This window comes from Thermobifida fusca YX, from assembly GCF_000012405.1.
Classification (GTDB): Bacteria; Actinomycetota; Actinomycetes; order Streptosporangiales; family Streptosporangiaceae; genus Thermobifida; species Thermobifida fusca.
Window position 1 is genome coordinate 1,655,630 of sequence record NC_007333.1, and the last position, 12,506, is coordinate 1,668,135.

Below are 12,506 nucleotides of genomic sequence, written 5' to 3' on the forward strand. Positions count from 1 at the left end.
TAACCATGGCGCAATAGGTGAGCAAAGCCTCGAAGGGGCGATCCTTGTCCTCCGAATAACAGGACCGAAAACCACCTCTGAAGAGCGTTAATGCAGAATTCTCCGGGCAGGAAGACGCCGCAGAAACGCAAGATAGCGGACGAAACAGACAAAATTCTGTGCTCGAGTGTGTGAAAGCCGCACATATTCCTTCAGTTTCGTGCTTCTTCCTGTGCACCGTCCTCCAGCCAGATACGATCATGGGGCACGGGGGGAGGGAATACGTTGTTACAAGGGAGGACGCGGCGGCGTGTCCGGACACACCCAGGAGTCTTTTCCGTGTGGTGAGGCGGTCGTATTCACCGTGCGCGGTGAGATCGACATTGCCAACGCCACTCAACTGTGCGCGGCACTGCTGCACGCCACCGACCGGTCCGAGTGCCAGTGTCTGATCGTTGACCTGTCCAAAGTCCAGTTCATCGACCTCAGCGGCGTGCGTGCGCTCTACGAGTGCTGCCGGGTACTGACATGGGAGGGGCGTCACATGGTGCTGGCCGAACCCTCGGCAGCAGCCCAACGGGTACTCACCGCGCTACGGATGGACCGGGACTTCGAGATCTACCCGATCGTGGAGGCGGCACTCGTCCATACCGCTCGACAGCGCTACGAAGAAGGGCCCATCACCGGGGTCTGCGGTTGTGACTGACCGCCGCTGGACCGGTGACGAGCAGCAAGCAGAAAAGAGAGATCCTCGCGGCGCGGCTCCCCGAACAGTGCCACCACTGTCGGGGCGGCCGCGCCGCCCCCCACTCACGCTCGGGACAGTTCCAGCTCCAGCACGTGGGAAACGAGCTCCACCATGACCCGCTTGACCGATTCCCGTTCCCGTGCATCGCACAACAGAACCGGAACGTGCGGTTCCACGTCCAGGGCGATACGCACATCAGCGGGCATGTGGGTGCGCACCCCGTTGAAGCAGTTCACCGCCACGACAAACGGAATGTCGCGCTGCTCGAAGAAGTCGATGGTGTCGAAGCAGTCCTCCAAACGTCGGGTGTCAGCCAGCACAATAGCGCCGAGCGCCCCCTCGGCCAACTCCTCCCACATGAACGAGAAACGCTTCTGGCCGGGGGTGCCGAACATGTAGATCACGGTGCGCTCGTCCAAGGTGATACGACCGAAGTCCAGCGCCACGGTCGTCGTCGTCTTGGACTCCACCCCGTCCAGATCGTCCACGCCCACGCTTTCAGCGGTCATCACCTCCTCGGTGTGGAGCGACTCCACCTCGCTGAGCGCGGACACCAGGGTGGTTTTCCCAGCGCCGAACCCGCCGGCGACCAGGATCTTCAGCGCGTCGGGAACGGGCCCGACACTGTCGGACATGCAGAAGTCTCCTTTCACAGCGCACGGATGCGGTCGAGGACCGTTCGCAGAGTATGGACATCCGGTCGCCTACGCTGCCACTGCGATTCGTGCACCATGACGTATCCGCCATCAAGCAGGTCGGACAGCAGGATACGCAGCACACCAAGCGGCAGTTTGGTACGTGAGGCCAGCTCAGCTACTGAGACGGGTGCGGCGCACACCTCCAGGATCGCGTGGTGCTCCGGTTCCAGCTCGGCGGGCTGACCCACCTGCGGCACCGCCACCACCTGGGAGGTCATCGCGAAGTCCGAACGCGAAGGGCGGGTGCGTCCGCGAGTCAAGGAATACGGCCGAATAAGGCGGCCGCTGTCGTCAGGAGAGCTGGACATGGCGCTCACAGCCCTTCAGCGGACCGACCTTGCATGGGACGACGGTTGCGCGGCAGCGTGGACAGGTGCGGACCGACCTGGCGCACCAGTCGGTTGATCTCATAGGCGACCAACCCGACATCGCAGGAGGAGTCGGCCACCAAGGCCAGGCAGGCGCCGTGCCCGGCGGAGAGGACGAACAGGAAAACATTGTCCATCTCCACAACGGTCTGCCGGACCTCTGCCGCGCCCAACTGCTTGCTCGCACCTCGGGCCAGGCTGGAGAAGCCCGAAGCGATCGCGCTGATCCGCTCGGCGCGTTCCCGATCCATGCCGTCGGAAGCCGACAGCAGCAAGCCGTCTGCGGACAGCAGTACCGCCTCGCGGGCTCCCTCAGTGCGGGAAACCAGGTCGCTCAGCAGCCAGTTCAGTTCAGAGGAGGTGGAACGGGGCGTGGAAGTTGTCTGCTCGGTCATCGTGTCTCCCTGGTGGGGTAATCAGTGTTGCCTTCGGCGCGTCCACTCCGGGTGCCTCGCTGGAAGGCACTCATCATCTGCCGGATTTCCTCCAGCGATCGGTCAGGGTTGACGGGCCGGGAGATGGACGGTGCGGGCGCCTGCGGTGCTTGCTGGGAACGTCGCTGGGACCGTCTCCGGCGCGGCAAGCCCTTGTACGTGTCGGCCGTGTCCCCCGACGCGGCAGCTGGGAGCGGAGATCCAGGCTCGGTGGGCTGGGAGGATGCCAGCGCCGGCTCAGGTGCGCTGGGAGTGGAAGGCACCGAAGGAGGAGGTGCGGGGGCGGCCGGTGCGGGAGTGGCGGAGACCGCCGCGGAAGGCGCCTCCAGCTCCGCGGGGGCCGGCGCTGGCTTGGCTGCGACCGCGCGTGGGGCGGTCAGAGTCGTGTCGATAGCCTCGGGCGGGAACACAATGATCGCCTGGGTCCCGTTGTAGGGGGAGGGACGCAAGGTCACCTTGAGGTTGTGTCGCTGAGCGATGGTGGCCACCACGATAAGCCCCAGTTGGGAGTCCTCCCGCATGTCCGCGAGGTTGAACCGCTGGGAATTGCCGCTGAGCAGCTCGTTGGCCTGCTGGTACGCCTCAGGGAGCATGCCCAAGCCGCGGTCTTCGATCTCCAAAGCGTAGCTGCCGTGAGGCAGGGCCTCACCACGCACGGTCACCACAGTACTGGGCGGGGAGAACGAGGTGGCGTTCTCCAGCAGCTCCGCCAGCATCCGCACACTGTCGTTGGCGACCGAGCCTTTGATGTGCACCATGGGCATCGGCAGCAGCTTGATCCGCGAGTAGTCCTCGATCTCGCTGGAGGCGGCGCGCACGGCCTGGGCCAGCGACAGCGGTTCGCCTGCCTTGCGGGACGGGCGGTCGTCGGTGAGCAGCATCAGGTTCTCCGCGTTGCGCCGCATCTGGGTGCTCAGGTGGTCGATACGGAACAGCGACTCCAGCACCTTCGGGTCGGTTTCGGCCTGTTCCAGCGAGTCCAGGAGGCTGAGCTGGCGGTGGACCAGCGTCTGGGCGCGCCGCGCGATGTTGCGGAAGATGTTGCGCACACCTTCACGCAGCTTCGCCTCCTGGGTGGCTGACTCCACGGCCGCGCGTTGGGCCGTGTTGAACGCCTCGGTGACCTGGCCGAGCTCGTCGTTGATGTCCACCGGGATGGGGGGAGCGTCGGTGGCCACGTCCACTTTTTCTCCGGCGCGCAGCCGGGCAGTGATCTCCGGCAGGCGGCGGTGCGCGTAGTCCAGAGTGGCTTCGCGGAGCGTGCCAAGCCGGCGGTTGAGCCAGGTGACGGTCCGCGTGCTGAAGAACACGGACGCCACCACCACGGCCAGGGTGGCCACGCTGAACAGGGTGAGGAGGGCGGTGAGCTGCAGCGCTTCGGACCGGGCCTGCTCAGTCAGCGCCTCGATCTGGTTGTCCGTCACCTCACTCAAGGACTCGTCCAGCTTCGACCAGGCAGCGCTCCACTGCTCGATGTCGATCGGAGGGTCGCCCGAAATAGCGCCCGCCCGGATCACCTCGTTTTCCAGCGCTTGGATGGTGCGGAACTCTGCGCTTCCGATGACCTTGTCGTATCCGATCCGCTCTTGCCCAGAGAGTTCAGGGGCGATCTGCTCGTACAGGTAGCGCTGGGCGCCGACCGCGGCAGCGAAGTCGATATGGTCGGCGGTGTTGAACATCCCGGCGAGATTGCTGTAGGACAGCATTCCGTCTTCCTGGGAGAGCAGCTCGTCAGCACGGAGCAGTGCGGCGAGGCTGCGCATCTGGTGCGCCTGTTCCTCGGCGACCAGTTTCTCCTGAATGTCCCACAGCTGCAGGCCGGCTTCGATGGCCTCGTTGTAGGTGGAGGCCGCGCCTTCTCGCACCGGGGAGGAGGTGTCCAGGACTTCCCGGTGCATGGGAAGCACCTCCAGCGTGCCCAGGAAGCGTTCGATACGCTCGCGGGTCTCCTCCGGGAAGCTGGTGAGACCGGCGTCCTCGATTCCGGTGCGGAAGTTCTCGATGGCCGCGTCCGTGGCGGCCCGGTCCTCGCGGAGTGTGGACGTCAACGAGCCCTTGCGGTTCTTCTCTGACTGGGCCAGGTGCTCCATCGCGGCCTGGCGCTCCGCTTGCAAGGCGGAGATGACGTCCAGGGCGGGAAGGCCTGCCTGCTCCAGGAACGTGGTGCTTCGGTTGATAGAGAGCAGGGTGCCCACTGGTGTGACGGTGGCACCGATCCAGAGGATCAGCAGAGCGGTGCTCGGAATGAGGGCTAACGCGAGGAGTCGCACACGGATCGTTCCGCGCTGCTCCGCGGACAGATGGCGCAACCAGCGGAGGAAGGGACGGCGCTGCTCTTTGGTCATGGACTCGCTCTGAGTGCGGACGGGGGGATAGCTCTGTGGTGGGCAGACGGGAGGTGCGGTCCTGTCCGCCCGGGAAACGGAGAGTCCGTCTGGGTCTTTGAGCTAACCGCGATCGGTGGAATTAGGCAAGCCCAATTTGAGACACAGAGCACTACATACAGTGATCTGGGTCGCGGACTCTCTGTTGGACATGTTGCCGCGGAAAAATAGTTGGTGTTCTGGCTGTTCCGCCAGAGTTACCGTCAAGTTGTCACCAAGCCGTGCTCGTTAGTGCAGGCTTGGGTAAGGAAGAGGCACTGGGGGTGAGAGAGCCGCACGGACACCGCGCAAGGCGCGCAACCAGGGAGGGGGTATGCGGGCCACGGGAGAGCGTTCCACCCCGGCAGGGGTGGTGTGCGCTGCCGCGTTGAGTGTCCTGCTATGCGTCGTGGGATGCGGGCCCGAGCCGCCGCCCGTGGACGGCTCGGAGTACGGGGCGGCAGCGGCCGCCACCACAGCCGCGGACCTGGGCGGAATGGCGGAGCTCATCACCGCAGCGCAGGCTGAAGGAGAGCTCAACATCGTCGCTGCCGCTTCGCCGGAGGCGGATCACCGCGAGCTGATCTCTGCTTTCGAAACCGCATACAACATCCGCGTCAACGTGGCCGCCCCGCACGCTTCAGACGAGGAGCAGATCGCGGCCGCGGTCCGCTATGCGGGAACCGACCGCGCCCCCGACGTCTTCATGGTGGGGCAGGACACGGCAGCGGCCCATGCCGCCGAGCATTTTGCGGAATACCGGGTGCGCACCTGGGAGGAGGTCCCAGCCGACAGCAGGGATCCGAAAGCCCGGTATGTCGGCGGGGCGGCTGCCCGCTTGTCGCTCGGGTTCGCCGCCGACACCGGACAAGCCCTCCGAACCGTGTCCGACCTGGGGGAAGGACAGGGGGAAGTGGCCTTGGCCGGCGACCCCCAAAAGGAAGAGGCTGCCCTGCTCGGAGTGGTGTTGACCGCACTCGCAGCCGGGGGTGGGCCCGCAGACCTCGCCCCTGGCGCGGCGCTGCTCGACGAACTGGACCGGGCCGGTCAGCTCCGGTGGGGCACTCCCCGCCGCGCTGATTTGGCCTCCGGGGCGACCACCGCGGTCATCGACTGGGAGCACGCCAACCTGCAGCGGGCAGCAGATCTGCGTGGCGTGCGCGAATGGGAGGTGGTCGTCCCCTCACCCACGGTCGGCGGACTGGTCTGCCAGGCGGTCAACCAGGAGGCCCCGCACCCGGCAGCGGCCCGGTTGTGGGTGGAATTCGTGCTCTCCGACGAAGGCCAGAACCTGCAGTTCCGCAACGCCTCCTACCCGGTGCGGTTTGCCGCGATGCACCAGGACGGCACGGTCGATACGGGGGAGCGGGCAGCGGGGGCCGCAGAACCCCCGCTGCTGTTGACCCCGCAGCAGGTGGCGCAGGCGCGTGACACGCTCCGCGCCTATGGGATCGGTCCCGGGGACGAGTGACTCCGGCGGCGGTGCGTGCCCGGGACCGCCGCCGGAGTAGTCAGACGTCGGTGCGGTGCAGCGTCCGCAAGGCCGCACCCCAGCAGAGGGCGAGCCAGCCCGTGAGGACCGCGAGCGCCGCCCACGGGTCCATGTGGAGCGGGGATTCTGCTGCGGTGGCGCCCACCACGTTGTCCCAGGCGCCGGTCGGCAGGTAGCGGAGCACGTGCCGCTGCACCGAGTCGGGAAGCAGCGTGCTGACCATCGGGGGGAGCAGCAGTGCCGCCAGGACGGCGGCGGTTGTGCCCGCCACACTGCGCAGCATGGTCCCCAGGCCCAAGGCGAGCAGGGGGAAGACCGGCAGGGTCACCCCCAAGGCCAGCGTGGTGCGCCACTGCTCGGCAAGGCTGACCGTGGGCATGGCGAAGGATTCGAGGATGGCCTGCGAGGCAGCGAAAGCAGCCGCCACGGTCACCGCCCCCACGGCGAGGACGGTGCCGACGAGGACCACGGTCTTGGCGAGCAGGACACGTCCGCGGCGCGGGTGGACGGCGAAGGTGAGCCTGAGCTGGCTGGGGTACTCCCGGGCCGAGAACTGGGCGGCGAGGACGACGAGCGGGATCACCCCGAACACTGGGCCGACGTGGGCGAGCGCGGCAGCCTGCTCGACCGGGTCCACTCCGGGAGGAAGGGCTTGGGTACCGGCTGCGCCGATACCCAACGCGGCGAGGGAGCTCAAGCCGACGCCGAGCAGCAGTGTGACCGCGAGGCAGACGTAGGTGGCGCGCACCGAGGTGAGCTTGGTCCACTCGGCGAGCACAGCTGCCCCTAGGCCAGGGGAGGCCGGGGGACGGGCAGGGCTGGAAACAGCAGTGGCGGATGCGGTCATGCCTGGCTCCTTTCCGAGGCGGGGATGCTGCCGGAACGGTGGGGTGTGGCGGCGGCAGTGAGTTCCATGAAGACCTCTTCCAGGCTGGTGTGCTGGGGGGTGAGTTCCCGCAATGCGATGCCGCAGCGCAGCGCGATCTCCCCGACGTGCGCGGCTTCCAGCCCGCTGACGAGGAGGGCGCCGTCCGCGGAGCGGACTTCGGCACCCGCGGAGACGAGTGCCGCGGTCAGAGGGGTGGTGTCCGAGGCGACCACCCGGATGCCGCCGGTGTAGCGGGCGGCTAGCTCAGCCATGCTCATGTCGGCGAGCAGCCGGCCGCGGCCGATGACGATCACGTGGTCTGCGACGGTTTGGATCTCGTGCATGAGGTGGCTGGAGACCAGCACCGTGCGGCCTTCGGCGGCTAGTTGGCTCAGCAGGCCGCGGAACCATCGGATGCCCTCGGGGTCGAGGCCGTTGACGGGTTCGTCGAACAGCAGCACGGCGGGATCGCCGAGGAGGGCGGAGGCAATGCCGAGGCGCTGGCGCATGCCCAGGGAGAAACTGCCGATGCGCTGGTGGGCGACAGCGGCCAGGCCGACCAGTTCGAGGACTTCGTCGACGCGGCGGCGGGGCAGTCCGGCGCCGCGGGCCTGCCACAGCAGGTGGGCGCGGGCAGTGCGCCCGGGGTGGGCTGCTTCGGGGTCGAGGAGCGCGCCCACCTCGCGCAGGGGCGCAGGAAGAGTGCGGTAGCGGCGGCCGTTGATCGTGGCCGTGCCAGAGGTGGGTGAGGTCAGGCCGAGGATCATCCGCATCGTGGTGCTCTTCCCGGCGCCGTTGGGGCCGAGGAAGCCGGTGACCCTCCCGGGGGCGACGGTGAAGGTGAGGCCGTCGACGACAGTGGTGGCGCCATAGCGCTTGGTGAGGTTGTGTACGTGGATCACCGCGCTTGTCCCTTTCCTCCGAACGAGTTTAAAAAAGTGATATCACAATGCTAGACTTGAGTCATCAGTCTGATAGTGAGAGGAGCTGATGGATGGCTCGGGAAGCCGCGGTGGCGGTGGAGAACCTGGAAACTCAAGTGGAAGAGCGCCTGATCGAAGGCGCATCCGGCATACCGGTCCTCATCTTCTCCCTGGTCATGATGCTGGCCGGGGCAGGCGGGGCCATCGGCGGAGTGGTGCGGATCAACACGCTGGACGCGGCTGATGTGAGCGCGGTCGCGCTGATCGTGGTGGGCGCGCTGCTGTTCCTCGCCGGTCTCTTCCTCCTGTGCGGGTTGACCATGATCGACCCCAACCAGGCACGTGTCGTGCAGCTCTTCGGCCGCTACATCGGTACGCTCCGCATTGACGGGCTGCGCTGGGTCAACCCGCTGACGACCCGCAAGCCGGTGTCCACCCGGATCCGCAACCACGAGACCGCCGTCATGAAAGTCAACGACGCGGACGGAAGCCCCATCGAGATCGCCGCTGTCGTGGTCTGGCAGGTCGAGGACACCGCTCGCGCCGTCTTCGAAGTCGACGACTTTGTCCAGTTCGTCAGCACGCAGACCGAGGCGGCCGTCCGGCACATCGCCAACAACTACCCCTACGACAACCACGAGGGCACTGACCGCCTGTCCCTGCGGGACAATGCCGATGAGATCACCGAGAAGCTCTCTGCGGAACTCGCCGAACGCGTAGCCTCGGCGGGGGTGCGCATCATCGAGTCCCGTCTTACCCACCTCGCGTACGCGCCGGAGATCGCCCAGGCGATGTTGCAGCGCCAGCAGGCGGGGGCGGTCATCGCAGCCCGCCAGCAGATCGTGGAGAGCGCGGTCGGCATGGTGGAACTGGCGCTCAACCGGCTGGCTGAGCAGGGTGTGGTGGACCTCGACGAGGAGCGCAGGGCCGCAATGGTCAGCAACCTGCTCGTCGTGCTGTGCGGCGACCGTCCCACCCAGCCGGTCGTCAACACAGGAACGCTGTACTCGTAGAGGTTGGTTCGGTGGCAAGCGAGCGTAAGAAAATTCTGCTCCGGCTCGACCCGGCGGTGTATGACGCGCTTGCCAAATGGGCTAGTGACGAGCTGCGCAGCACGAACGCGCAGATCGAGTTTCTTTTACGTCGGGCGCTCATCGACGCGGGCCGTATGCCTCAGGGAGTCAAAGCGATCCCCCGCCGGGGCCGCCCTCGCAAGCAGGACACCTCACCGCCCGCGGACGACTCCCCTTCCTAACCCTCAACACTGCGGTGGTGCCGTGCCAGGCATGCCTGGCACGGCACCACCGCATTCCCTTTGGAGCGCCGGACGGCCGCACAGACGACACACGCGGCACGTACCCCCAGGAGCGTCCTCAGGCGCGGGGAGTACCGAGACGCTGACTCCGGATCATAAGAGTGCACAGCTCGGCCCCCGTGACTTCCCTCACAAAAAACCGAAGGGACAACAGGGGAAACTCTTCTCTTTTCTGGCAAATCTTCCTGTTGAGTATCGAACAGGCTCCACAGCGTATCGGAAACACCGAAAAGAGAGCGGATAGCAAGGCGGGAGCACTAGAGTCCAAAGTCCCGCAAAAAGACCATGGAATTTCGGTGTGAAAAAACCCTCCTGTCCGCGAAGGGTGCCCCGGATTAAAGCACGGTGAACGACGGTCTAAAGTAGCTGTCAGAGCCTGTCCCACCAGCAAGGACTAGGTCTCCAAGAGGTTTGTCGTTCCTATTTTTTGATGGTATTCGACATCCTGTTTTATTTTCCGGAACTATTTGTGCTGCCTGGAAAATTTGCTGGGAGACAAAAAGATATTTCTGGGGGATAGGAGAAAAGGGGAGGAAAACGTTATGGCTATTGCGGTGACCCGAGAGCTGCCGCGCCCCGACCTCCGGACGGTCAGCCTCGTCCAGGCCCTCTGCGCCGACCTCTTGGACCAGCCAGAAGTCCTGGCTGACCGCTTCTACCACCACCTGTTCCGGCTGCTGCCCAGCTGCCGCGACCTGTTCCCCGAGGACATGGGGGAACAGCACGTCCGGATGGCCCGCGTCCTCGTCGAAGTCGTCAACCATCTCGACGAACCCGAAAAGACTTGGGATACCCTACGTAAGCTCGGTGAGTACCACTACGTCCGATGGGGACTGGGACTGGAGGAGTACCGCTGCGTCGGACACGCGCTGATCGAGGCGGCCCGCGACATCTCTCTTGAGTGGGCTCCCTCAGTAGGCTCGGCGTGGGTCACCGTTTACGAGTGGATCGTCTCGGCCATGCTCAGTGGAGCGGCCGAAGCCGCACAGGCGCGATCTGGAAGGAGAACCCGAGCCGGTAGGCCCATGACTCCGCCCTCCAACGCGGAGAATGGTAAACCTACAGCGGCTTCTTGATTGAGCGGTCTTCTCCGCGTCTCACCCCACGGCGGACGCGGATGTCCCTGATCCCCGGTTCTTCCGCGCGCCACGGGTGAGCGGCTGCTGACCGTGCTGAACGAGGGATAGATCGCGCACGGTAAGGGGCCGTTGTGAGCGCGGGGAGACGCCGACGCAGTCGGCCAGTCCCGTGCGTGTGTGTTCAGCGACGAGGAGCCGCAATTGACGGAGAAGACCATTACAGAACAGTTTAGTTTCGCCGACCTTGGCCTCCGGCCGGAACTGCTCGATGCCCTCGCCGAGGTCGGCTACGAGGAGCCCACGGCCATCCAACGCGAGGCGATCCCCTCGCTGTTGGAAGGCCGTGACCTGCTCGGCCAGGCCGCAACCGGTACGGGGAAGACCGCAGCCTTCTCCCTGCCGATCCTGCACCGGCTGCCGGACAGCGACCGCGGGGACACTCCCTCGGCGCTCATCCTGGTGCCCACCCGGGAACTGGCCTTGCAAGTATCGGAAGCACTCCACCGCTACGGCCGCCACCTGAAGGCACGCATCCTCCCCATCTACGGCGGCCAGCCCATCGGCCGCCAGTTGCGGGCCCTGGAACGCGGTGTCGACGTCGTCGTCGCCACCCCGGGACGGGCCCTCGACCACATCGGCCGCGGCACCCTCGTCCTGGACACGGTGCGCACGGTCGTCTTGGACGAAGCCGACGAGATGCTCGACATGGGCTTCGCCGAAGACATCGAGGCGATCATCGAAGAAGTGCCGGAGAACCGCCAGACAGTGCTGTTCTCGGCAACCATGCCCGACCGCATCGAAGGCATCGCCCGACGCCACCTCACCGACCCGGTGCGCGTACGCATCGCCCGCACTTCTCCCGCACCCGGAGAAGAGCCGAAAGTCCGGCAGAACGCCTACATCGTGGCCCGCCCCTACAAACCCGCGGCCCTGGGACGCGTCCTCGACATGGAATCCCCCACCGCGGCCCTCGTGTTCTGCCGCACCCGTGAGGAAGTCGACCAGCTCACCGAGACGCTCAACGCTCGGGGATACCGCGCTGAAGCGCTCCACGGCGGCATGAGCCAGGAACAGCGCGACCGGGTCATGGCGCGCCTCCGCGGAGGAACCGCCGACCTCCTCATCGCCACGGACGTCGCCGCCCGCGGACTCGACATCGAACACCTCACCCACGTGGTCAACTACAATGTGCCGTCGGCAACCGAAACCTACGTGCACCGCATCGGCCGCGTGGGGCGGGCCGGCCGAGAAGGCGTCGCGATCACCCTCGTCGAGCCGCGGGAACACCGGATGCTCAAAACCATTCAGCGCAGCACGAGCGGCCCGATCAGCGTCGAGAAGCTCCCCACCGTCGCGGACCTGCGGGCCCGCCGCGTCGAACTGACCCGTGCTGCGCTCCACGAAGCTCTGAAGGAGGAGGACGACGACCGCGAGGCGTTCCGCGTGGTCGTGGAGTCGCTCGCCGAAGAGTTCGACATCATGGAGATCGCGCTGGCCGCGGTGAAACTGGCGCATGAAGCCAGCGGCGCCGTCACCGAAGAGGAGGAGATCCCCGAACCGGTGCTCCGCCCCGAGCGGAGCGAACGCCGCGAACGCCGTGGACGGCGCGGCGGACCGGGCCGCGGTGAACGGCGCGGCCGAGGCCCCTCCGACGGCATGACCCGCCTCTTCGTCGGCATTGGACGCAACGCCCGGGTCCGCCCCCAAGACCTTGTGGGAGCGATCGCCGGGGAGACCGCATTGAGCGGACGGGACATCGGCGCGATCGAAATCGCCGACCGCTTCTCCCTGGTGGAAGTGCCCGAATCCACTGCCGACGGTGTGATCGCGGCACTGAAGAAAAGCACGATTAAAGGACGCCGCACCGTCGTACGCCGCGAACGCTTCTAACCCCCGTCGCCGCGCCGCCTTCCGGGCACGCAGGTGACGAAAAGTGGCCGTGGGCCTGGGTGCATCCCAGGCCCACCGTGCTGCCCCGCACCGGAAACGACATCAGATCCGGTGCCGGGACTGTTTTCCAGGAATTCACGCGAGAATACGGAAGCCGCGGCTCTGCGAAGACTCGCCGCACCCCCGGAAATAGTGCAAAGAGTTCCCCGCAACGGTAGTCGCAGAGACAAAATCCTCGTAAACTTCCTTCAATAGGAGAAACGGTGGGAAAGATGACTGCCGAAGCCTTCCGTCTGAACCGATGATCGCGGTGGCCGATGCACCCGGGAAACGGTGCGGGGTTTCGACC

12 protein-coding genes are annotated in these 12,506 nt (G+C 66.1%); 6 read left to right on the plus strand and 6 right to left on the minus strand.

Annotation, left to right across the window (positions count from 1 at the left end):
- The first annotated feature begins 289 nt into the window (after window positions 1-289).
- A complete protein-coding gene (locus tag TFU_RS07085) occupies window positions 290-685 on the plus strand; it encodes an STAS domain-containing protein (RefSeq protein WP_011291863.1) in 396 nt (131 codons plus the stop codon).
- A gap of 104 nt (window positions 686-789) precedes the next feature.
- On the opposite strand, the gene TFU_RS07090 is transcribed toward TFU_RS07085, so the two are convergent.
- Genes TFU_RS07090 through TFU_RS07105 form a run of 4 tightly spaced genes read right to left on the minus strand, consistent with a single transcriptional unit; the run spans window position 790 to window position 4,572 of the window.
- Window positions 790-1,362 (minus strand): GTP-binding protein, encoded by a 573-nt coding sequence (locus TFU_RS07090; protein ID WP_011291864.1) that lies wholly within the window; start codon window positions 1,360-1,362, stop codon window positions 790-792.
- Between the two features lie 14 nt (window positions 1,363-1,376).
- Window positions 1,377-1,733, minus strand: a complete 357-nt coding sequence (locus TFU_RS07095; RefSeq protein ID WP_011291865.1) for a DUF742 domain-containing protein — start codon at window positions 1,731-1,733, stop codon at window positions 1,377-1,379.
- A 5-nt stretch (window positions 1,734-1,738) separates the two neighbouring features.
- Window positions 1,739-2,188 (minus strand): roadblock/LC7 domain-containing protein, encoded by a 450-nt coding sequence (locus tag TFU_RS07100; RefSeq protein WP_011291866.1) that lies wholly within the window; start codon window positions 2,186-2,188, stop codon window positions 1,739-1,741.
- Window positions 2,185-4,572, minus strand: coding sequence for a sensor histidine kinase (locus TFU_RS07105; protein WP_011291867.1), 2,388 nt, complete (start codon window positions 4,570-4,572; stop codon window positions 2,185-2,187). The genes TFU_RS07100 and TFU_RS07105 overlap by 4 nt, the downstream gene beginning before the upstream one ends.
- A gap of 352 nt (window positions 4,573-4,924) precedes the next feature.
- Between TFU_RS07105 and TFU_RS07110 the strand changes: the two genes are divergently transcribed.
- On the plus strand, window positions 4,925-6,061 hold the full coding sequence (locus tag TFU_RS07110) for an ABC transporter substrate-binding protein (RefSeq protein ID WP_011291868.1): 1,137 nt from the start codon (window positions 4,925-4,927) through the stop codon (window positions 6,059-6,061).
- Between the two features lie 40 nt (window positions 6,062-6,101).
- Here TFU_RS07110 and TFU_RS07115 read toward each other — a convergent pair whose 3' ends face one another.
- Window positions 6,102-6,929 carry a hypothetical protein gene (locus TFU_RS07115; protein ID WP_011291869.1) on the minus strand — a complete coding sequence of 276 codons (828 nt, stop codon included), beginning with the start codon at window positions 6,927-6,929 and terminating at the stop codon, window positions 6,102-6,104.
- Window positions 6,926-7,852, minus strand: coding sequence for an ABC transporter ATP-binding protein (locus tag TFU_RS07120; protein WP_011291870.1), 927 nt, complete (start codon window positions 7,850-7,852; stop codon window positions 6,926-6,928). The genes TFU_RS07115 and TFU_RS07120 overlap by 4 nt, the downstream gene beginning before the upstream one ends.
- A gap of 92 nt (window positions 7,853-7,944) precedes the next feature.
- Here TFU_RS07120 and TFU_RS07125 point away from each other — a divergent pair, with 92 nt between their 5' ends.
- The 4 genes from TFU_RS07125 to TFU_RS07140 all read left to right on the plus strand — a co-directional run bounded on the left by TFU_RS07125 (window position 7,945) and on the right by TFU_RS07140 (window position 12,157).
- Window positions 7,945-8,886 (plus strand): SPFH domain-containing protein, encoded by a 942-nt coding sequence (locus tag TFU_RS07125; RefSeq protein WP_011291871.1) that lies wholly within the window; start codon window positions 7,945-7,947, stop codon window positions 8,884-8,886.
- An 11-nt stretch (window positions 8,887-8,897) separates the two neighbouring features.
- Window positions 8,898-9,128 carry a hypothetical protein gene (locus TFU_RS07130; protein ID WP_011291872.1) on the plus strand — a complete coding sequence of 77 codons (231 nt, stop codon included), beginning with the start codon at window positions 8,898-8,900 and terminating at the stop codon, window positions 9,126-9,128.
- 602 nt (window positions 9,129-9,730) lie between these two features.
- Window positions 9,731-10,264 carry a globin domain-containing protein gene (locus TFU_RS07135; RefSeq protein ID WP_011291873.1) on the plus strand — a complete coding sequence of 178 codons (534 nt, stop codon included), beginning with the start codon at window positions 9,731-9,733 and terminating at the stop codon, window positions 10,262-10,264.
- Between the two features lie 204 nt (window positions 10,265-10,468).
- On the plus strand, window positions 10,469-12,157 hold the full coding sequence (locus TFU_RS07140) for a DEAD/DEAH box helicase (protein ID WP_011291874.1): 1,689 nt from the start codon (window positions 10,469-10,471) through the stop codon (window positions 12,155-12,157).
- Window positions 12,158-12,506: the final 349 nt, after the last annotated feature.